This window comes from Saccharopolyspora sp. NPDC000995 (assembly GCF_053599315.1).
This window is the reverse complement of record NZ_JBSFLZ010000079.1, coordinates 1-20365: the sequence shown is the minus strand read 5'-3', so window position 1 is coordinate 20365 and position 20365 is coordinate 1. Positions and strand designations below refer to the sequence as shown.

The window sequence follows — 20365 nt, the reverse complement described above, 5'->3', positions numbered from 1 at the left end:
CAGTATCCCCTTCTCCCCGGAGTGTCCATCGGCTGGCGGGAGGGGGACACCCCCAGTTGCCCCCCTCCCGCGCTCCCACGCGCTCCCGGTTACTAGACGCCCGGAAGGCCGTTTGGTTGCCTCGTTGCTTTTCCCGTTATTGCCGGAGATTACGATCGCCACCGGGAATGCCCCGAACGCCGAGAATTCCGCGCGGGCCCGGGCCGGTCTTCACCGGCCCGCTCTGCTGTTGCGCAGTCAAATTGCCGCGACGCGCGACTCGGTGCGGTTGCACGACCCCACATCAGTCGACGACCCGCTCCAAAAGGCGGACGGTCACCTCTGCGCCGGCCTCCTTTCCAATCGCTTTGCGGACATCGGCCTTCACCGGCAGCTTGTGGGTACCATCACCCAGGGCCATGAACGAACTCCGGAACGGGTGGCCGTCGATCGTCCCCCGGACCTTCACCAGGCCTCGGGTGCCGAAGTACTCGACCGACCTCGGCCAGACCACGTAGGTCCAGCCGCCCCGGTTGGGGCTCTTCTGCAGCGTCGCGTCGAACTGCTCGTCCATCGTCGCCTCCTCTTGCCAACCGCCTCCTGCACGTGCAGACCGCCAGCGGCACGAAAACTCATCGCTGTGGCCTTCCCGGGTTCGAGCGGATATGCATGTTCCGCGAAGATCGAAAGGCGGGCGCCATGCAGTGGAAGAAGTTCGGCTTCGGGTTGGTCGCGGCGGGTGTCGTCGCGCTGAGCACGGCGTGCGCCGCGGCACCGGTCGTGCCCCCGAAGGCCGCAGCAAGCCGGGTGGACGACGTCGTCCAGCGTGGTGAGCTGCGGGTTTGCAGCACCGGGGACTACCGGCCGTTCACCTACCGGGACGCGGCTGGCGCCTGGAGCGGGATCGACATCGACATGGCGCACGACCTCGCCGGCAAGCTCGGCGTCAAGGCGAAGATCGTGCCCACCACCTGGAAGACGCTGGTCGCCGACTTCAACGCGAACTGCGACATAGCCGTCGGAGGTGTGTCGATCACCCTCGAACGCGCGAAGCAGACGTTTTTCAGCACCGCCTACGTGGTCGACGGCAAGACCCCGATCACCCGCTGCGAGCACGCGGCGCGGTTCCAGACGTTGCAGCAGATCGACCAGCCCGGCGTCCGTGCCATCGTCAACCCCGGCGGCACCAACGAGCAGTTCGCCAAGCAGAACCTCAAACAGGCCACCATCGTCGAGCACCCGGACAACAACACGATCTTCCGGCAGATCATCGACGGCAAGGCCGACCTGATGATGACCGACGCCGCCGAGACCAAGTGGCAGGCCAGGCAGCACCCCGAGCTGTGCTCGGTGCACCCGGAGCAGCCGTTCACCTTCAGCGAGAAGGCGTACCTGTTGCCCAAAGGCGACGTGGTGTTCCAGCAGTATGTGAACCAGTGGCTGAACCTCGCGCTGCACGACGGCACCTACGCGCGCATCGCCGAGCCCTGGATCGGCTGACCCGCAACTGTGACGTTGGCCCTCGGAGTGTGTCGGCGAAGTTGAGCGCGTGCGACGCTTTCCTGCGAACCATCCGTTACGACCCGGGGACCCGCGATGCGGGCTTCGAGGAATAGGACGGTCAACGATGACTGTTGCGCAAAATCAGGGCGAGACGGCCGCGCCGTACGGCTCCACGCCGACCAAGCGGCGAGTCCGCATTCACCACCTCCAGCAAATGAAGGAGCGCGGCGAGCCCTGGCCGATGCTCACCTCGTACGACATGTACACCGCGCGGATCTTCGACCAGGCCGGAATCCCGGTGCTGCTGGTCGGCGACTCAGCCGCCAACAACGTCTACGGCTACGATTCGTCCTTGCCGGTGACCGAGGACGAACTGCTGCCGCTGGTCCGCGCCGTCACCCGGTCCGTCGAGCAGGCGCTGGTCGTGGCCGACCTGCCGTTCGGGTCCTACCAGGCGTCGCCGGAGCAGGCGCTGGCCGCTGCGACGCGGTTCATGAAGGAAGGCCGCGCGCACGCCGTCAAGCTCGAAGGCGGCCGCCGCTACGCCCCGCAGATCGAGGCGCTGGTATCGGCTGGCATCCCGGTGATGGCCCACATCGGCTTCACGCCGCAGAGCGAGCACGGCCTCGGCGGCTACCGAGTGCAGGGCCGCGGTGACAAGGCCGACGAACTGCTAGCGGACGCACTCGCGGTCCAGGAGGCGGGCGCGTTCTCGGTGGTGCTGGAAATGGTGTCGGCGGAGGCGGCGAAGCGGGCGACCGGGGAGCTGCGGATTCCGACTGTCGGCATCGGGGCGGGGCCGGACTGCGACGCCCAGGTGCTGGTCTGGACCGACATGGCGGGCATGAACACCGGTCGAACGGCGAAGTTCGTGAAGCGCTACGCCAACGTCGGCGGCGTCCTAGCCGATGCGGCCAGCCGCTTCGCGGACGAGGTCCGCGGCCGCGCATTCCCGGCCGCGGAGCACTCCTTCCACTAGCAGGGGCACGCAGATCGCGCGTGCCACCGGGGAGCAGACGAGCGGCGCTTTCGCGCGAAATCGCCGCTTTACGGGACGGATCTAGTCGCTGTCTGCCCAAGAGATGCGATCGGCTAGTTTCCGCGCGCAGCTGATGAGGTCGGGCGGAGCTTCGATGGTGCAGGGCACGCTGCCCGTGACGAGGGTGACGGACGGCCATTCCCAGTAGTCCAGCCTGGTGACGTAGCGGCAGCTGGGCGCACGTCTTGGTGCATGTGCACTGCGGTCGCGAGCAGCTGCATAGTTCGCAGGTCCGGCGCCTAGGTGACGCGAGAGGCGGCCTCGGTTGCGGCTGCGATCGCCCGTATGCGCCGCACGCAGCCATTCGGGTTCGACCGCAGAAGGACCGCGAACCGTTTCCCGGGCTCCAGATCACCTCGATCGGCCGCTAGGCGGGCGGGGTGCCGTTGCCCAACGGCGTGCCGACCAGGGCTTCTCGCCCGTGCGCGCTGCCCCAGCCCGCGAGATCCGGGCCCGCCGGGACGATTCCGGTTGGGTTGATCTGGTGGTGCGTCGCGTAGTAGTGGCGCTTGATGTGGTCGAAGTCGACCGTGTCGCCGAACCCCGGCGTCTGGAACAGGTCCCGCGCGTACGCCCACAGGACCGGCATCTCGGTGAGCTTCTGGCGGTTGCACTTGAAGTGGCCGTGGTAGGCGGCGTCGAAGCGGACCAACGTGGTGAACAGCCGGACGTCGGCCTCGGTGATCGCGTCGCCGACCAGGTAGCGGCGGTCCGCCAAGCGCTCGGAAAGCCAGTCCAGGCGGGCGAAGAGCCTCTCGAAGGCCTCCTCGTACGCCTGCTGCGAGGTAGCAAAACCACAGCGGTAGACGCCGTTGTTGACATCGGCGTACACCACCGCGTTGACCGCGTCGATCTCCGCGCGCAGGTGCTCCGGGTAGAGCTGCGGTGCGCCGTCACGGTGGTACGCGGCCCATTCCGTAAACAGGTCGAGGGTGAGCTGCGGGTAGTCGTTGGTGACGACCTTGCGCTCGGCGACGTCCAGGACGGCAGGAACCGTGTAGCGGCCGGTGAACGCGGGATCGGCGGCCAGGTACGCCTCGGAAAGGAAGGAAATCCCGGTCACCGGGTCCACGCCCTGCGGGTCGAGGGTGAAGCGCCAGCCGCGCTCGTCGCGGATCGGGTCGACAACCCCCAGCGACAGCACGTCCTCCAGCCCCAGCAGGCGGCGGACGATCACCGACCGGTGCGCCCACGGGCAGGCCAGGCTCACCACCAGCCGGTACCGGTCCGGCTGCACCTTCCAACCGGACGAACCGTCCGCGGTGATCCGCTCAGTGAACCGGTTCGCCTGCCGCACCCACTCGCCCCGCGTCGAGGTCTCCGCCCCGAACTGTGCTTCGGCCATGCCCCCACCCTAGGCCCGGCGAGAACCCCAGTTTCAATCGAAACCGGGATTTCCCAGCAAATGGACGAGCACGGTCGACGGGATTCCCGCGCAGTTTCAATTGAAACTGCGGTCAGCCTGGTTCCAGATCGTGGAAGATTTCGGGTGGAGTCGGGCGCGGATAGGGTTGCGGGCGTGGATCTTGATATATCCGACCGCTAATTCCTCGTCACTGGTGCCAGCAAGGGGCTCGGCTTCGCCACCGCGCGGGCTCGCCGCCGACCTCACCGATCCCGCCACCCCGCGCCGCCTGACCGACTACGCGCGCGAGCAGTGCGGGCCGCTGGACGGACTGTTCGTCAGTCCGCGCTGATCAGCGACCGTGTGCGTTTCGCGGTGCTATGGAGTGCTATGGAGGCTGTTTCCAGGCTCGTCCCGCATGGCGGTGCGGGTAGCGCAACATCAGAGGCCGGCTGGAATTCAGCGATCACCGACCCATTTACGACCAAGTCTGCCGAAGCTAGGCCTTGACTTCGGCGACATGGCCAAACCGACATTCGGTGCAGCGGGCACGCGCTCACGCGAAATCGCCGCTCGCTGCTCGCTGCTCGCTGCTCGCTGAGCCTGCTCAGCCCGTTCGTCGGGCGAGGACGTCGGCGTGGCACGGCTTGGGCGCACACCAGCAGCCCAGCGCGCGCCCGCTCAACTCGCCCTCACGCAGCTTCGCGAGCAGGTTCGGCTGCTCGTCCAACCACTTCTCGTAGTGCCGGACCATCGCCTCGCGATCGACCTTGGCCTCCTTCAGGAACGGGCTGGCGAACTCCGAATCCGGCCAGTGGTGCCGCGGCCCGGCGTGCCCGACGTAGGTCAGCAGGCCACGCTCCTCCAGCCACGGCACCAGGTGCTTGTGCGGGCCGCCCTTGCGCACGTTGACCACGACGGCATGCCCGTCAAGCAGGGCATCCGCCCTCTCCCGCTCGTCATCGCTCCAACTGCTCGCCTCGTCCGGCAGCACTACCACCACCTCCGCCGCCCAGGGTGCCGCCCTAGGGCGCTGGGGACAATTCCGCGAGGATCAACGCCCAGTACTACCGGGGAATACGCTCCCGAACGGCTCACACGTCGGTGATGCGGAGGCCCGCATGGGCCTTGTACCGGCGGTTGATCGCGATCAGGTTCGCCGTGAACGCCTCCACCTGGTAGGCGTTGCGCAGGCGTCCGCCGTAGATGCCGCGCACGCCCGGAATCACGCCGGCCAACTCGCGGACCACGTCGGTGGCCTCGCGGTCGTCGCCGAGCACCAGCACGTCTAGGTCCACGTGGCTGACCGCGAGGTCCGCCAGGCTCACCGCGGAGACGTGGTGGAACGCCGCCGTCACCCGCGATTCCGGCAGCAGCTGCTCCGCCTGCTGCGCCGCGCTGCCCTCCGGCACCGGCAGCGCGTACGGGCCCAACTTGTCGAAGCCGAGCGGGTTGACGCAGTCGATCACGATCTTCCCGGCGAGCTCCGCTTGCAGGGACTTGAGCAGGTCCGCATGGCCCTCCCAAGGCACCGCGGCCAGCACGATGTCCGAGGCCGCGGCGCACCTGGCGTTGTCCTGGCCCGAAACGTCGCCACCAGCGATCCCGACGATCTCGGCCGCCGCCTGCTGGGCGCGCTTGGCATTGCGCGAGCCGATCACGATCTTCAGGCCCGCCTTCGCCCACCGGATCGCCAGCCCGCGCCCCTGCGCCCCGGTGCCGCCCAGCACCCCGACCGTCATCTCCCGCACCTCAGCCACACCGGGCCCCTTTCGTCTCCGCCGACCATGCGGGATCCACAATCGACCCGGAGACACGAATGCGCCATGGGGTGTGCGTCAAGCCACTTCGAACGCGACGTCGCGGCGCGCCGGGTCGGCCTCGACGAGCCGCACCGTGACCTGCTGGCCCTCGCCGAGCCCGGTACCGGTGCACCGCGCGATAACCGGCGGATCGGCCACGAACACCTCGCCCGCCGAACCGTTGGGCACGCGCAGCACCGTCGCGGCGAACTCCTCACCGATCCGCGACGCCAGCGACCAGGCCTGCGCCTGGGCGATGCAGGCGCGCTCCACCTGCCCGGCCATCCGGTCGGAGCTACCCATCGCCGACGGCAGCTCCGCCAACGCCGCCCGCACCCATTCCGGTACTTCCCGCTCCGATGCCACCGCCAGGCACACCTCGGCGCTGTAGCGGTCGACCAACCGGCGCAGCGGGGCCGTTACGTGCGCGTACGAGGCTCCGATGCCCGCATGGTTGGCCTTCGCAGGCGCCCCGTCGCCGAAGGCCGTGTAGCCCGCGCCGCGCAGCAGGCTGGTCGCCGCCACGTGCACGGCCAGCGCCTCCGGCTTGATCGGGTTGAGCCTCGCGAGCGCGGCCGCGGGTGGGGTGTCCACCGGCCAGTGCACGCCGAGCCTGGTCGCCGAACGGCGCAGCCCGGCGACCGTTTCCGGCTCCGGATCGGGCACCGTACGGAGCACACCGATCCCGGCCGACAGCATCATCTCCGCCGCGCACATGCCAGTGAGCAGGGAGATCTCCGCGTTCCACTCCTCGACCACGAGGCGCGGCCGCAGCACCAGCCGCCAGCCGCCCGCACCGTCGGATTCCACCTGCTGCTCAGGCAAGCCGAGTTCTATCGCGCCGCGAAGCACCGCCTGCTCCCGGCGCAGCCGCCCGACTTCGGGAAGCAGCGCGATCGACGGATGCGGGTCGCCGAGACGAAGGGAACCCTGCACTCCGTCGTAGTCCAGCTGCGCGACCGACCGCACCAGCGCCCGCCGGACATCAACGCGCACCGGCAGCCCGTCGGAATCCAGATCGATCGTCCACAGCACGGCCGCGCGCACCTGGTCCGGCAACAGGCTCGCGGCGTCTTCGGACAACCGCGTCGGGTGCAGCGGGACATTGCCGTCCGGCAGGTAGAGGGTCTGCCCGCGCCGCCGCGCCTCGACGTCCAGCGCGCCACCGGGCAGCACGAAAGCGGCGACATCGGCGATCGCGTAGTGGATGCGGAAGCCGCTGCGCCGACGGCGGACCAGCACCGCTTGGTCGAGGTCCTTGGAGCCGGGCGGGTCGACCGTCACCAGCGGCAGGTCGGTGGCGTCCACCCGCGCCCCGGTCGGCGCCGGCTGCGCGACGGTCTGCTCCACCTCGGCGAGCGCGGCGGTCGGGTAGTCGACGGGCAGCCCCAGCTCGGCGCGGATAGCCGAGAAGTCCAAACCCAGTTCCGGCCGAATCCGACCGGCCGGTAAGGCAGCGGCAACTCCGGTGCCACCCGATGAGATCCCCGCCGCCGCCACGAGCTCAGTCCTCGCGGTTCCAGCGCCGGTCGCCGTCATCGGCCGCTTTGGTCCGCTCCTCGGCTATCTCCAGCGCGCGAGCCGCGGTCTCCCGATCCGGGTACGGCCCCAGCCGCTCAGCAGCCCGGCAACCGGCCTTCGGCTCCACGTGCCGATGCTTCAAACAGAAGTACCAACTTCCGTCGCCCATGCCTCGAGCCTCGCACGACAGCGCGCACCTGTCACGCTCCGGGCCGCGACACGACCGGTATGTCCCAACCTCACCAAGCCGGTGGGGGCGGCGCGGCCGACATCGGCTGCTGGCCGCCGGGGTCCTGCCGCGGGATCGGGTCCAAGCAGGACACCAGCACCTGGTGGTTCTCCGGGTTGTCGATGCGGCGACCATCCCGCATCCGGTACTCCAGATCGCCGTTGTCTCCGACTTCCACAGTGCATCCGACCTCGGCGAGTTGGTCGTCGTCGAGGTCCACCAGGCGCTCGTAGCGGGACGGCACCACCCGGTACACGGGCCACTGCAGGTGCCCGAAGGCCTGGTGGAACTCCGCCAGCAGGTTGCTCATCTGCTGCTGCCACGGCAGCGGCATGGCCTCGGCCAGCGATCGCGGCAGCACCGCGTACCCGCCATCCACCCCGGGCAGGGGCTGCCGGGTCAGGTAGTCCCCGAGCGGCGTGCTCGATGCAGGCGGACGAGATGGCCGCGGAATCGGGTCCGGCGTGAACATGATCAACCCTTTCCGAAAGTCAGCAGACCGCCGCCATTCTTACCTACCGCGCACCTCCAGCGGCGGGAGCGGGCGCGCCCGGCGACGGCGTGTCGGCGGGCGCACCGGGCTCGCGCGGCGCGGTCCCAGCATGCGGGGCGGGCTCGCTCGTCGAGGGTCCGGCCCCGCTCGACGGCGCCGGATCGGCGGCCGGGCGGACCGCCGTGGGCAGCAACTGGCCGCCGTCCCACAACTTCGTCACCTCGACGGACTCGCCGGGCTGCGGCGCGTGCAGGACCTCGTTGTCGCCCAGGTACAGCGCCACGTGGTGGATTCCGTTCGGATCCCGACCGTAACCCCAGAACACGAGGTCACCGGGCTGCGCCTGAGCCAATGGGACGTGCACGCCACCCTGGAAATACTGGGCCTGCGAGTACTTCGGGATCTCCACCCCGGCCGCTTTCCAGGACTGCTGCGTCAAGCCCGAGCAGTCGAAGGCGTTCGGCCCCGCCGCGCCCCACACGTACGGCTTGCCGAGCTGGGTCTGGGCGTACTGGATCGCCTGGCTGGCCAGCACGCCAGCGCTGGGCAGGTCCTGGCAGGCGCTGATGCCCTCGACGTTGCCCTCCACGCTTACCAGGTGCGCGGCCATCGGCTCCCACTTGTGGTAGCGCAGCGGGAACGCCGACCGCTCCACCCGCTGGGCGGCGTCGCCCGGCCGCATCTCCTCCCAGCGAGGCACCGCGAGCAGCACGTCGTAGAACTTGTTGATCGCGTAGTCCACGTCGGTGACCTGCTGGACCGACCCCCATCCCATGGACGGCCGCATCTGAAAGATGCCCAGCGAGTCCCGGTCGCCGTGGAACACGTTGACCAGGTTCGACTCGGTCTTGCCCGCCTGGATCGCGATCTGCCAGGCCCGCGGCGGCAGGCCGCGCTGCTTGCCGATCTCGATGATGCGCTTGGAGATGGCGACCGATTCGTCGGACAGCGTCGCGGCGTCCCGCTCGCCGCGGCCCGCGCCATCGCCCCACGGCCCCAGGTCTGCGCTGCAGTTGGACCAACCCGCGCCGCGCCCACCGCTGCCGACCAGCACAGCGGTCACCGCGCCGACGCCGATCAGACCTGCGAAACCCGCGAGCACGACGAACGCAACCACGAGTTTCCGCATGTCAGTCTTCCTTGTCGTACTGGGCGACTCGCCAACCGGCCGGGGTCTTGTTCACGGTCACCGAGAGCGCGCCGATGTCGGTCGGCAACCGCACCACCATCGAGCCCGCGGTGGAGCTGACCGCGGTGGTCGCGCCGGTGATCACGTTGCCCGCGTTGCTCGGGTCCACCGACGCCATCTCGGTGAGGAACTCGTCCGTCGTGTAAGGGCGCAGCTTGTCCAGCCATTGCTGGCGGTCGGCGCCGACCGGGTGGTCCACCCACGCCTTGCCCCACTGTTCGACGACGGCCAGCCCGGCCGGGTCGGGGGCGACCGGCGTCGGGGCGGCCTGCGGCACCGAGATCGTCGGCGGCAACTTCGTCCGGGTCAGCGGCGGCACCACCGCCGAGTGCTGGGGCACCGAGGTGCGGGGGGCGGCCATGTTCTCCCTCGGCGGCGGCTCGGGCAGCAGGAAACCGACGGCAGTCGCCACCACGGCGAGCGCGATCACCGCAGTCGCCAGGTGCTTCGGCGAGCGCAACGGCCAGCCCCACAGCCTGCGGTACACCGCGGCCCGCCCGCGATGCGTCCGGATCGGCATCAGCTCACCCTCTTCCGCTCAGCCATCGGCTACCTCCAGCCCTCGGGAAGGCCGGTAGACCACGTAGACCGGGCGACCGGCCACGACCTCCATCTCCGCTCGGCGCGGTGCCGGTTGTTCCGGCGGTCCGGGGATGGGGGTACCGGCCGTGCGCGACGGGATCAGCACCGGATCTTCGTCCATTCCATCCCATTTGGCATCCGCCACCGGGTTGGTATCGACCACTCGGCTCGTGGTACGCGCCTCCGGCAGCGCCGCCGCTCCGCCCGGTCGGCGCGGCGCGCCTCCGGCGGGCAACGCGGTTCCCGCGCCCGCCGCCACTGCCGCCGGTGCGTCTCGGTCCAACCGCTGGGCGGTCGCCGCGACCGACATGTGCTGCGCCTCCGGCCGGCTCCGCCGGCGACCGCGCTGCGGCGTCGCGTACTCGTCGTCGGAATCCACGTCGCGCAACTGGTCCCAGAAGTTGCCGCCCTCTTCTTCCGACCGCCCGCGTCCACGGAACTTGGCGAACAGGCCCTGCGGGGCGCGCGGCATGGCGCGGCTGACGGTGCCCACCGACAGCTGAACCATCTGACCGATCCGCCGAACCGGCTTGGCGACCATTAGGAACACCACCGTCACCAGCGCGGCGAGCAGGATCTGGGTCAGCGCCGAGAATCCGCGCAGCGGGTCGAAGATCCAGGTCAGGATCAGGGTGTGCAGCCCGGCCAACGCCGAGATCATGACCACGTTGAGCACTGCTGCCCCGGCCACCCGGCCGATGACGCGCAGCACCTGGTGGTAGAGCAGCGCAACGAGCCCGATCAGCGGTCCTGCCAGGATCAGCACCCGCAGCAGCACTTGGGCGAGCAGGATCGTCGCCTTCGCCAGCAGCTGGAACGCCGCGTAGGACAGGCCCTGCACTAGCGCCAGCACCCCGCCGCCGACGCGGCTGCCGTCGACACCCTGGAAGTAGCCGTAGGAACTGCCCATCTTGCCGGCGACGTCCTCGAAAGCCTGCTTTTTCTGCTCCGGTGAACCGCCGTCGGCCCCGTCGTTGACCTCCTGCTTCGTCCACGCCTGCGCGCGCAGCAGATCCCGGCCGAGCTGCTGGGCCTGCGGGGAGTCGGGCGAGCCGAACTCGCCGCGCAGCCAGTTACGGTAGATGACCTGGTCGTGCAGCAACGTCGGCAGCGCGTTGGCCTCGTCGACGCCGACCTCCCGCAGGAAACCCGCCTGCACAGCCGATGTCCCGGTGATCACCACGTCGTCCAGTGCGTGCGTGTAGACCAGCGGCGTCAGGTAGGTCGCGGAGGCGAACCAGAGTCCCGCCAGCGCCCACATGCCCCGCTTTCCGATCGTGGCCAGGTCGCCCTGCCAGATGTAGCGGAACAGCACTATCGCCAGCACCAGCGCGACCAGGCCGAACCACGGGGTGAACACGCTGTCGTAGAGCGCGACGGTGCCGGTGGCGATGACATCGTCCAGCGGGTCCATCAGGTCGCCGTTGAGCAGCGCGTAGTGCAGGCCGTTGGTGGCGCCGACGAGGTTCTTGGCGATGTTGAACATCTCGTTGCCGAGCCACGTGTCGACCATTGCGTTCGGATTGGTCACGCCCTGCGGGCCGCAGCCGAGGTCGTAGGTGTGCCAGACCAGCCCTGCGTAGCCGACCTCGTCGTAGGCGCTGCCCGGGTTCCCAACGCCCATCGGCGCGGGATCCAGCGCTCCGACCATGCCCGAGCCCGGTCGCTCAGGGTTAGGCGCTTCCTTGCAGTCGAAGCCCTGACCCCAGGCCGGGGCGCCGATCAGCGCCTGGATCGCGATCAGCCCGGCTACGAGCGCGAACGCACGGCGCTTGGGTGCGGCGCGCAATTTCAATGGAAATCGAAGGTCCGATTTCCATTGAAATTGTGTTCGGGCCTCACGTCGCCCCCGAATCCGCAGGACCATGACGATCACCGCGGCGAGCACGGTCACCAGAACTGCGCCGCTCACCGCGCGTCTTCCCCACCCCGCTCGCCCGGCCGACCGGTCGAGCGCTCGCTGTCGTCATCGGTGTAGCCGATGCCGACCGTTTCGAGCTCGAATTCGTCGAACGATTCGAAGTCGTCCGCGTACTTCTCGGCGGAGCGTAGCGCCGGGACGCTGGAATCGGAGTTCGCGCCGTTGTCGACCGGCTGCAGGGCCCGGCGTTCGACGTGATCGTCGGCGGTCGGTGTGGTGTCCAGCGCGTCGCGCACGTGGTCCAGGTGCGGGCCAGAGAAGTCGATGCGGATCTTCTCCACCCCGCCGGCCCCGTCGCCGAAGATGAACTGGCGTGGCGCACGGTCCCGCTCGGTGGCGTTGCGGGCCGGGCCGGGGCGGCGGCCCAGCGCCGCCACCACCTGCTCGTACCCGGCACCGACGGGCACCTTGAGCAGCCGCAGCGCGTCGGCCTGCGCCTGCTCGTCGTCCAGCCGCCCGATGAACACCGAGTCCAGCAGGGAAACGAAGCCCTGGATGCGCAGGAAGTCCGCCGGGATCTGGCTGGACAGCAGGACTCGGACGTTCCACTTCCGGGAGTCGCGGGCAAACCGGTTCATCAGCACCCGGCCGGTCGGCACCTCGGAGAGGAAGAACGCCTCGTCGATCCACACGCCCTTGCGCTCGTTCTTGGGCCGCTCGTAGATCGACCGCTGCGTCAGCCAGGCGGCCAAGTTGAGCATCTCGACGCCAAGTGCCTCCGCGTCGGTCCAGTGCTCCCGGCCGACGCCGTCCTTCGGCAGCGTCAAGCCCGCCATGGTCAACACTGTGAGCCGGTCCTCGCGGCGCTCGGAGTACGGGTCGGCGTTGACCTCGGGGATCAGCAGCGACATCCGCTCCCGGATCTCGTCGAGGAAGTCGGCCACCACCACGGCGTGCTCGTGGTGTTCGCTCGCGTCGCGGCGCAGCGCCTCGAAGACCATGCCCGGGTGGGCGTCCGGCCGACCGCCGACGGCGCGGACCGCGCGCAGCAGCACGATCCGGGTCTGCGGCAGCCGCGCCACCTCGTACGGCAGCAGACCGGTCAGCACATCAAGCACCAGGCGGCGGCGGGTGGCCGCGGCCAGCGCGCGCTCGCGGCGCCAGCTGCGCTCCGGGTCTTCCTCGTCGACGAAGTGCTCCAGTTCCGGCTCGGCGACCACCCGGTATGGGTTGAGGATGCCGGGCTGGGCGTTGAGCAGGTTGATCGGCCGGGCATAGGGCCGCAGTTCGGGCAGCTCGCACAGCGCGGCCAGCGGACCGGACGGGTCCAGCAGCGTCCAGTGCGCCCCGGAGCGCAGCGTCTTGTAGACGGTGCCGCCGCCGAGGAAGGAGTTGTGCGTGGGGATGCACGTCTCCCCGGCCAGATACATGTGGTCCGCGTTATCCACCTGGACACAACGCACCGGAACAGATTCCACCGGCACTACATCGGCGATGTAGCGATAGCGATACGTGTCCCGAATGCTCGGATTGAGCCGCGCCAGCTTCCGCGAAAGCCGGAACACCTTGTCCGAGGTGGTGAACGAGATGATGTAGGCGGTCGGGGTGTGCGGATGCCGCCCCTTTACCTGCTTCCTGCGCAACCGAGCCTGATATCCCAGTCCCAGCACCAACTCGTGAACATCCCGAGCCAGTCGCTGGTTCGTCACGGAGAACTCGATGCCGCCCGACGGCTTGCAGTACCCATCCGTATCGAGCAGACCGGCGAGCAACGCGCGACGCTGCTCTTCGGACGCTCGTAGGTAGCCGACCGGGATGTGCTTGTTGCCCAGCAGCCCCATCCGCCGCAAATTCTGCTGCACCGCACCAGGCAAGCTGTAATCCCGTTGCGACCGACGATACCGGTACTCCTGGCCAGCAGCCTCGATCTCGTCGATGATCTCACGATCGAAGACCGTGATGGCCGCTTGGCGGGAGGTTCCGTCGCCGAGCCACGCCCCAAGAAGGTACGGCTCGACGGGCAAGTCGGCTTCCGGCAGGTCGAACGCCGCTGCGACCGGAACCGCGTGGTTTCGCTGCCTGCCTGAACTTAGCGTCGCAGCGATCTCTGCGGTCGTATGGATCGTGGGGCGCTGATTGACCTCCAGCGAGATCTCACCACGGCGCTGATGCCCGCGAACGAAACGCGAGTAGTAGACCGTGCCGTCGCTTCGGGCGTCAGGGGTACGCCGGTAAGTCCACACCTTCGTCGGCTGGCCACAGCCGCAGGCGCAGCTACCCGGAGGCGGTTGCGGGCTCGGCATCGTGGCAGCGGCCCGGCGGAGTCGTTCCGCTAGACGGTTCTGGGCCTTCCAGTCCTTCCTGGTCCGAGTCAGCCATTGATGCTGCGCGTCGGCGCGGATTACGGACCCATCCGAGAACACCACGTCATAACACGGACGATCGAGCAAAACGTCGGTTGCCGCGATCACACGAGTCGGCCGGCCATCCATTCCCAGCAGTTGGTCGCCGACCTTGACCTCACCCATCGTGGTCCAGCCAGTCGGCGTGGGCAGCGGGGTGTCCAGGGCTAGCGCCTTGCCCCCGCCCAGCCCGGCGACTATTGCGGTCAGGCCAGAGGCGTCGCGGATCTCCTGCGCCATCCACGGGTCCCAGGCCACCGGGCGGCGGGTCGCGGTGCAGGTCTCGCCGAGCAGGACGCCGCGCCGGTCACCGACCTCCGCGGTCGCCTGCGGCACCGCGGAAGCCGCCCAGACCACCGAGCCGCGACGCAGGTAGGCGCTGCTGGCCAGCGGCTCGCCGGGGATGAATTCGCGGGCCATCGCGTACTGCGCTTCCGGGTGCTCGATGGCGATCTTCGGCTTGTACAGGTCGAGGATCTGCTGCGCCAGCCGCAGCGCGTCCCGCTCGGTGGGGCCGGAAACCGCCAGCCGCCACCAGGACTTGACCCGGGTGGCCAGCGCGGTGAAGCCGGAGGTCATCTCGTCGTCGACCTCCAGCACCCGGCCCGCCTGCCGGGCCAGCGAGGTCGGCGGCTCCAGGCCGTGCTCCTCGGTGTAGTGCCGCACCTGGGAGCGCACCTTGTTCATCTGCCGCTGCAGTTCGCCGCCGACTTCTTCGGGGCGCCGCACGTAGATCCGCGCGGACCACTCGACGGGCGCGGGCAGCCGGTCGGAGTGCTGCACCCAAGGGTCGTCGATCTCTGGGATCTGCAGGCCGTGGGTCTGCCCGACGGTGAGCACCGCGAGGTGCCGGGTGACGCCCGCGTTCGAGCCGGTGCGGCCGCGCACCGTCACGGTCGGCGCGTACGGGTCCTGGTGCATGTCGGAGGCGTCGGTGAAGGACGCGAGGTCCTCCGGTTCCCACGGAGCGCCGGGCACCGCGGGCAGGTTGCGCGGCGCTGGCAGGCCCAGCGAGCACGAACGGTGCATCAGCCAGGAGATCTCCTCGGCGGTCACCGGACGCCCGTCCAGCCCGGCCGAGCCGATCACCTGGTCCAGGTGCTCGATCTCGCTGTCAAGTGCGACAAGTTCGGCGTCCACCGCTTCCGGGAACACCCGGCGCAGCAGCGGCGCGGCGCGTTCAACGGCGCGGTCCACCACGTTGCGGGTCTGTACCTGGACGCCCAGGTAGACCTCTTTCTCCGCCATGGAGCGGCCCATCAACTGCTGCTGCTCGCCGACCATGTAGTCGTCGAAGGACAGCGCACCGGGCGCGTCCGGCATGGGGTTGCGCGCGTTGTGCACGTGCGCCTCGGCCCACATCCGGATCGGGTAGGGCCGGTTCGTCACGCGCAGGTGCATCCAGCGGCCCTGCAACTCGGCGTACTGGCCGGCGATCGCGGCGATCAGGTCCTGGCGCTGCGAATCGGAGCGGAAGGACCAGCGCTGCGGCGAAAGCCGATACCAGGCGAACACGTCCTGGCCGGTGCGCAGCACGTGGCCATCGATCGACCGCACGGCGATGGACGGCGTGTAGTTCGGGATGGACTGGTCGTCGCCGGGTCCGCGGCCGCGTTTGCTCTGCTTGCCGCTGGCGCTGCGGACCTTGCCGTTCGAACCGCGGGGACCCGGAACCTGGTGCGTGTTGCGCTCACGGCCTCGCCGGCGACCGAACACCGCGAACCTCCTTGCTACGCGTGCGCCTGCTGGGAACCGTGCCTCGGGCCGCCGGCTGCATGGACCGGGCGGGCCGCTGCGGCTGCTGCGGGCGAACCCGCTTTGACTTCTTCCTGGGCCGAGGCCGCTGCGCCTTCACCCTGATCCGCGCCGCGCTGGCGGCGCCGCCCGAGCCGGACGTCTTCTCGCGGGGCGCGGTGAGCTCGCGGAGCCACATCACCAGCACCGCACCCAGCGGGCGTTCGTGCCCGATCCGGGAGCAAATGATCCGGGTGACGACGACCGTGATGACCACGGCCCATCCGGTGGAGAAGAAGCCGAAACCGATGTTCATCCGGCGCTCCACCGCGAGCACGACAAGGAACACCACGAGCCCCACGCCCCAGGCGACGTAGCGGGCCCGCCACGGGAAGGTCGCATTGGGGGGGCCGAGCCAGACCGCGTCGACCCGGTAGATCTCGTCGTCGGTCCGTATTCGCACGCCGGATCACCCGCCGCTGGTGCTGAACAGGCCAGCGATGAACGTGCCGATGTTGACGCCCGCCCCGTTGACGGCAAGACCGATGATCGCGAGCGCGACGATCACCCCGCCGACGCGGCGCATGACGCCCGCGTTGTCACCCTTGCCGCCGCCCAGCCACAGCAGCAGAATCGCGACGGTGAGCAGCAGCAGCGGCAGCAGGTTTTCGAGGATCCAGCCCTGAATGCCTCCCGTGCCCACCTTTGTCTGCTGCGCCAGTACGTCCAGTTGCGCCAGTGTTTCCAGCGGCATGGCGGTCATCTCTTTACCCCTGATTGCGCGGAGTGTCGTCGGGTCGGTACCTCAGCGTTCCGGGCCGGCCCCGGCACGCAGGTACGAGTAGAACATGACATGGTCACCAGAAGTAGTGGTTGCGAGTTCCGGTGTGGCGGAATCGATTGCGCGGAGCTGTCGCCTTCACGCCGGGAATAGGCCGTTCGGGCAAGCCGCTTTCGGCGCACCACCGGGAAAAAGGCGCTCACCAGGGCGGTTCTGGTCTGGATCAGTGTGGCTGTTCACCCGCTTGCGAGCCCCTTCGTAACACACCGTGCACGTTTCCGGTGAGCCAGTGGATTTCCGCACATCGCGTCATGATGCACCCGACCAGATCACGCGAATGTGAAATCGCGAGGCCGGATCGGAACAAGGTGATCTTGGCGCGCCAACTCAGGGTAGCGGTTCGGGTACAGCGACCGGCGGGCAGGGCCGTCCCCCGACGGAGACCTGCCCGGTGCACAGTGGACGATCCGCGGTTGCGGCGGAGGCCCGGAAAGCCGAACTGGAGCAGTCACTGGCTGGCCCAGTACGCGTAGGACTGGTAATCCGGATAGGGGCCGAGGAATTCCTGCAACGGGCCCAGTTCGATGGTCAGGGTCGAATCGGTGACCAGCTCGGCCGCGATCTCGAAGGTGGTCTCCACCCAGCCGCGCGGATCGGCGTCGAACTGCCAGATGCCCGCGACTTCCCCGTTCACCTCGACCTGGACAACCCGGGAACCGGTCTGCTCGACGGCCTCCGGCTCGGTCGCGTCGATGCGCGCCATGATCGTAAGCGGCTGGTGCGGGATCAGGTCGTGGAAGGTGAAGCTCTCGCCGCCGACGACGTGCCGGCCGCTGTCGACCACGTCGCCGCCGTCGGGTCCGGTGACCGTCTTCACGTGGGTATCCGGCTGGAAGCCCTGGTGCACCGGGATCACCTGGTAGTCGTGCCGTTCCTCGTCGCGCAAGTCGGCGACGTTGAGGCGGTCGCGGATCTGCCCGCTCGGCGCCTGAAACGGCTCGTCGCCGGAATCCAGCGCGGTCCAGTCGGCCTGGTAGATGGTCACCTTGTCGCAGGTCCGCGCCGCCTGGCAGGCCGACAACCCGCCGATCGTGGTGTGCGAGAAGGTCGGCGACTTCAACTCGAAGGTGATCAGCTCGCGGCCGAACAGGCCGCCCGCACCGAGGCCGTGCACGCTCCACGAGTCGAAGATGGCGAAGTAGTCCGGTCGCCGCTGCTGCGGAAGGTGCCGCAGTTCCTCGTAGAGGCTGCCGGCACCGTGCAGGTTCGGGGTGGCGAACCCGGTGGTGGCCAGCCCGATCAGGTCGACCACGTAGCGGTCCGAGAAGTAGGCGATCGCGCCGACGTCGTTGACCGCGACGCTCGCCCCGCGCGGCAGGTGCCCCTTGATCCAGTGGCTGATGGTCACCTGCTGGTCCCGGATCCCGGCGGCCTGCTGCGCCTGCCGCAGGCTCCACGCCGGCAATTGGGAGACGGTGAACAGCAAGGCCACCACGACCCCGCCGACCAGCACGGACCGCCGCGCACCGCCGGCGAACAGCTGCGCCACCGAGTGGATCCCGATGACGCCGAACAGCAGCAGGATCGGCATCAGCGGCTGCACGTAGCGCATGTGGTGGATGTCGGAGTACTCCAGCGTCGACACCGAGGCCAGCACCAGCACGACCCCGACCCCGGCGGCCAGCGCCAGGCCGCGCCATTGCGGGAACCGCCGGAACAGTCCGATCACGCCCGTCACCGCGAGCAGCAGCGCGCCGGGGAAGACGTAGTCCTGAGTGGACAGTCCAGTGAAAGCATCCAGGAAGATGCGGAAATTGCTGAGCACCTTGTCCGCGACTTCCAGCGGGTACACCGCCGGCATGTGCAGCAGCGACTTGGCCAGCACGCCGTTCTGCTCCGCCGAACCGGTCGCGGACCAGTAGTACAGGTACTGGGCTCCGGCGGCGTACACCGGCAGGCCTATCCAGAGGATCCGGCCGATCACGCGCGGCCCGGCCGCGCGGGTGCCGCGAGCGTGCGCGATCACGTGCCAGATCATCGCCAGGCCGAGCATCCCGGCGAACAGAAGTGCTTCGGTCCGGGTCAGCGCGGCCGCCACCGCGACCAGCGGGGTCCAGACGAACCGGCTCTGCGCGCGCTCGGTGGTGAACACCAGCAGCAGCGAGACGAGCAGGAAGGCGACGAACGCGATCTCCATGCCGCTGGTGGCGCCCCAGGCCAGCGGGCCGCTGAGCGCGACGAGCAGCCCAGCGAAGATGCCGACGTGTCGGCCGACGAGCCGGGTGCCGAGCCGGTAGGTGCCTGCGGCGGTCAACGCCAGGCACAGCGCGCCGAAGGTCATCGCGAAGGGCAGGAAGGCCGCGCCCTGGACGCCCAGCGCGTAGGCGCCGCCGAGGATCAGGACGTAGAGGAGGCTGCTCGCGCCGGTGCTGATCGGATCACCGGTGTTGTACTGCAGGAAATGACCGGTACCGATCTGGCGCGCGTACTGCAGGTGGATGTAGGCGTCGTCGACCGGGGGTATGAAGTTCCACTGGTTGTAGGCCAGGTTCACGACCAGGAACAACGCGCTGACGAGGAACGACAACCCGCCGATCGACCACGCGGCGGCATCCTGGAAGGGACGTCCGGCAGATCGCCAACCGCCCGCGACCGGCGCCGCGGCGGTCCGCTCGCCCGGGGTCTCGGCGGGTATCTCGTCGTGTTCGTCGGCGCTGGGCGCCACGAATCTCGTCATTCTGGCTCCGAAGGTGGATCAGCGCGTTTCAACGCGCGGGAAGAAGAAAGTTGCCGACCGGCGGCGGCGAAGATCGCGCGGCGTTGCGAGCTCCTGAGAAACCGATGCCTTCCCGGCGCCGATCGCCCCGACCTCAAGAACCCAACGACGTCACCCTCCGCAACTGAACACACACGCTGGGAAACCTCGCAAAACGCCCACCGTGCGCGCGAAGAGATTAGCCCGTCCGGCGCACCAAACGATCTCCGGGTCGATCATCAGACCACCACGACCAACACCGCACGAGCGCCCCGACGAAGCCCGACCCGCGAGTCCCCTACCCGGACGCAACCGGCTGTCGCCAATCGGCGCAATCACGTACCCGCACGGGCGGTCGGCACGTTCAGGCCGACGAAACCACTCAGGCAACGACCAAAGCGACAAGCAAAGCAACGCCCGCTCAAGACCACCTCAGCAGCGCCAGCCGCTCATCTGGCCCGTGCAGCGGCCACCACGACGAGCAGAGCGACGCGCTGCTCGAATCGCCGCTAGCGGCGAAGCCGCTCGGCCACCTAAGCAGCTCACACCGCTGCGGGGTTCTCAGACGTCCCCAGGCGAGGACAGCCCGGAAGCCACGTCCTAACCAGGCGGAGAGCCCGCAGACCAGGCGGCGTCCGCGAAACGAGCCTGCAAGCAAGAAGGGCGGATGAGTCGGCCTGTAAGCCGGATTCTGTTCTCGGGGGCCTTGCGGCCTTCCCGGTCGGTGACCATCCATCTGGGCCTGCCGTCGCCGACAGGCTCGTGCGGCCTACCCGCGGACCTCGGGCGAGCAACCCTCAAACGTCCGCGCAGACGCCTGGACGGCGTCCTCTTGGCCTTGCTCCGGGTGGGGTTTACCTAGCCACCCCGGTCACCCAGGGTGCTGGTGGTCTCTTACACCACCGTTTCACCCTTACCCGGCGAAAGTTCGCCGGGCGGTCTGTTTTCTGTGGCACTGTCCCGCGGGTCGCCCCGGGTTGCCGTTGGCAACCACCCTGCTCTTTGGAGTCCGGACTTTCCTCGACGAGATCGCTCCCGCCGCAGTCACCCAGCCGACTCATCCGCTGATCCGATTCTAGTCCGTGCACGCCTCCCGCGGCCCGGGTGGTCACCCGAGCAGGAGCGGGATGGCGATTTCGCGAAATCGCCA

General features: G+C 69.0%; 17 protein-coding genes and 1 other RNA gene. 3 read left to right on the top strand and 15 right to left on the bottom strand.

Annotated features, from left to right (window positions below):
• Positions 1 to 283: 283 nt before the first annotated feature.
• The gene (locus tag ACWDKQ_RS23405; protein ID WP_450140889.1) at positions 284 to 553 is read right to left on the bottom strand and encodes a DUF1905 domain-containing protein; all 270 of its coding nucleotides are present in this window, start codon (positions 551 to 553) and stop codon (positions 284 to 286) included.
• 95 nt (positions 554 to 648) lie between these two features.
• Between ACWDKQ_RS23405 and ACWDKQ_RS23400 the strand changes: the two genes are divergently transcribed.
• Positions 649 to 1479: a transporter substrate-binding domain-containing protein gene (locus ACWDKQ_RS23400; RefSeq protein WP_450140888.1), complete on the top strand. Its 831-nt coding sequence runs from the start codon at positions 649 to 651 to the stop codon at positions 1477 to 1479.
• 127 nt (positions 1480 to 1606) lie between these two features.
• On the top strand, positions 1607 to 2461 hold the full coding sequence (panB, locus tag ACWDKQ_RS23395; RefSeq protein WP_450140887.1) for a 3-methyl-2-oxobutanoate hydroxymethyltransferase: 855 nt from the start codon (positions 1607 to 1609) through the stop codon (positions 2459 to 2461).
• 427 nt (positions 2462 to 2888) lie between these two features.
• Here panB and ACWDKQ_RS23390 read toward each other — a convergent pair whose 3' ends face one another.
• Complete coding sequence (locus ACWDKQ_RS23390; protein ID WP_450140886.1) at positions 2889 to 3866, bottom strand: glutathione S-transferase family protein; 978 nt, start codon at positions 3864 to 3866, stop codon at positions 2889 to 2891.
• Positions 3867 to 4047: 181 nt separating this feature from the next.
• Here ACWDKQ_RS23390 and ACWDKQ_RS23385 point away from each other — a divergent pair, with 181 nt between their 5' ends.
• Positions 4048 to 4218: a hypothetical protein gene (locus ACWDKQ_RS23385; RefSeq protein ID WP_450140885.1), complete on the top strand. Its 171-nt coding sequence runs from the start codon at positions 4048 to 4050 to the stop codon at positions 4216 to 4218.
• Between the two features lie 255 nt (positions 4219 to 4473).
• On the opposite strand, the gene ACWDKQ_RS23380 is transcribed toward ACWDKQ_RS23385, so the two are convergent.
• The 13 genes from ACWDKQ_RS23380 to rnpB form a co-directional block, all read right to left on the bottom strand.
• Entirely contained in the window at positions 4474 to 4860 is a 387-nt protein-coding gene (locus ACWDKQ_RS23380; protein WP_450140884.1) for a DUF4326 domain-containing protein, read from the bottom strand.
• A 100-nt stretch (positions 4861 to 4960) separates the two neighbouring features.
• On the bottom strand, positions 4961 to 5626 hold the full coding sequence (gene npdG, locus ACWDKQ_RS23375) for an NADPH-dependent F420 reductase (protein WP_450140883.1): 666 nt from the start codon (positions 5624 to 5626) through the stop codon (positions 4961 to 4963).
• A gap of 78 nt (positions 5627 to 5704) precedes the next feature.
• On the bottom strand, positions 5705 to 7168 hold the full coding sequence (locus ACWDKQ_RS23370) for an RNB domain-containing ribonuclease (protein WP_450140882.1): 1464 nt from the start codon (positions 7166 to 7168) through the stop codon (positions 5705 to 5707).
• 4 nt (positions 7169 to 7172) lie between these two features.
• Positions 7173 to 7358 carry a hypothetical protein gene (locus ACWDKQ_RS23365; protein WP_450140881.1) on the bottom strand — a complete coding sequence of 62 codons (186 nt, stop codon included), beginning with the start codon at positions 7356 to 7358 and terminating at the stop codon, positions 7173 to 7175.
• A gap of 70 nt (positions 7359 to 7428) precedes the next feature.
• The gene (locus tag ACWDKQ_RS23360) at positions 7429 to 7890 is read right to left on the bottom strand and encodes a hypothetical protein (protein ID WP_450140880.1); all 462 of its coding nucleotides are present in this window, start codon (positions 7888 to 7890) and stop codon (positions 7429 to 7431) included.
• A 43-nt stretch (positions 7891 to 7933) separates the two neighbouring features.
• Positions 7934 to 9040, bottom strand: a complete 1107-nt coding sequence (locus ACWDKQ_RS23355) for a C40 family peptidase (RefSeq protein ID WP_450140879.1) — start codon at positions 9038 to 9040, stop codon at positions 7934 to 7936.
• A gap of 1 nt (position 9041) precedes the next feature.
• Positions 9042 to 9620 carry a hypothetical protein gene (locus ACWDKQ_RS23350; RefSeq protein WP_450140878.1) on the bottom strand — a complete coding sequence of 193 codons (579 nt, stop codon included), beginning with the start codon at positions 9618 to 9620 and terminating at the stop codon, positions 9042 to 9044.
• An 18-nt stretch (positions 9621 to 9638) separates the two neighbouring features.
• Entirely contained in the window at positions 9639 to 11477 is a 1839-nt protein-coding gene (locus ACWDKQ_RS23345) for a hypothetical protein (protein WP_450140877.1), read from the bottom strand.
• Between the two features lie 113 nt (positions 11478 to 11590).
• Positions 11591 to 15661, bottom strand: a complete 4071-nt coding sequence (locus ACWDKQ_RS23340) for an ATP-binding protein (RefSeq protein ID WP_450140876.1) — start codon at positions 15659 to 15661, stop codon at positions 11591 to 11593.
• Positions 15636 to 16142, bottom strand: coding sequence for a hypothetical protein (locus tag ACWDKQ_RS23335; RefSeq protein ID WP_450140875.1), 507 nt, complete (start codon positions 16140 to 16142; stop codon positions 15636 to 15638). Before ACWDKQ_RS23335 ends, ACWDKQ_RS23340 begins: the two co-directional genes overlap by 26 nt.
• Before the next feature lie 6 nt (positions 16143 to 16148).
• Positions 16149 to 16442, bottom strand: a complete 294-nt coding sequence (locus ACWDKQ_RS23330; RefSeq protein ID WP_450140874.1) for a hypothetical protein — start codon at positions 16440 to 16442, stop codon at positions 16149 to 16151.
• A gap of 526 nt (positions 16443 to 16968) precedes the next feature.
• Positions 16969 to 19197, bottom strand: a complete 2229-nt coding sequence (locus tag ACWDKQ_RS23325) for a hypothetical protein (RefSeq protein WP_450140873.1) — start codon at positions 19195 to 19197, stop codon at positions 16969 to 16971.
• A 682-nt stretch (positions 19198 to 19879) separates the two neighbouring features.
• An RNA gene (rnpB, locus tag ACWDKQ_RS23320) (RNase P RNA component class A) lies at positions 19880 to 20275 on the bottom strand.
• Positions 20276 to 20365 lie beyond the last annotated feature (90 nt).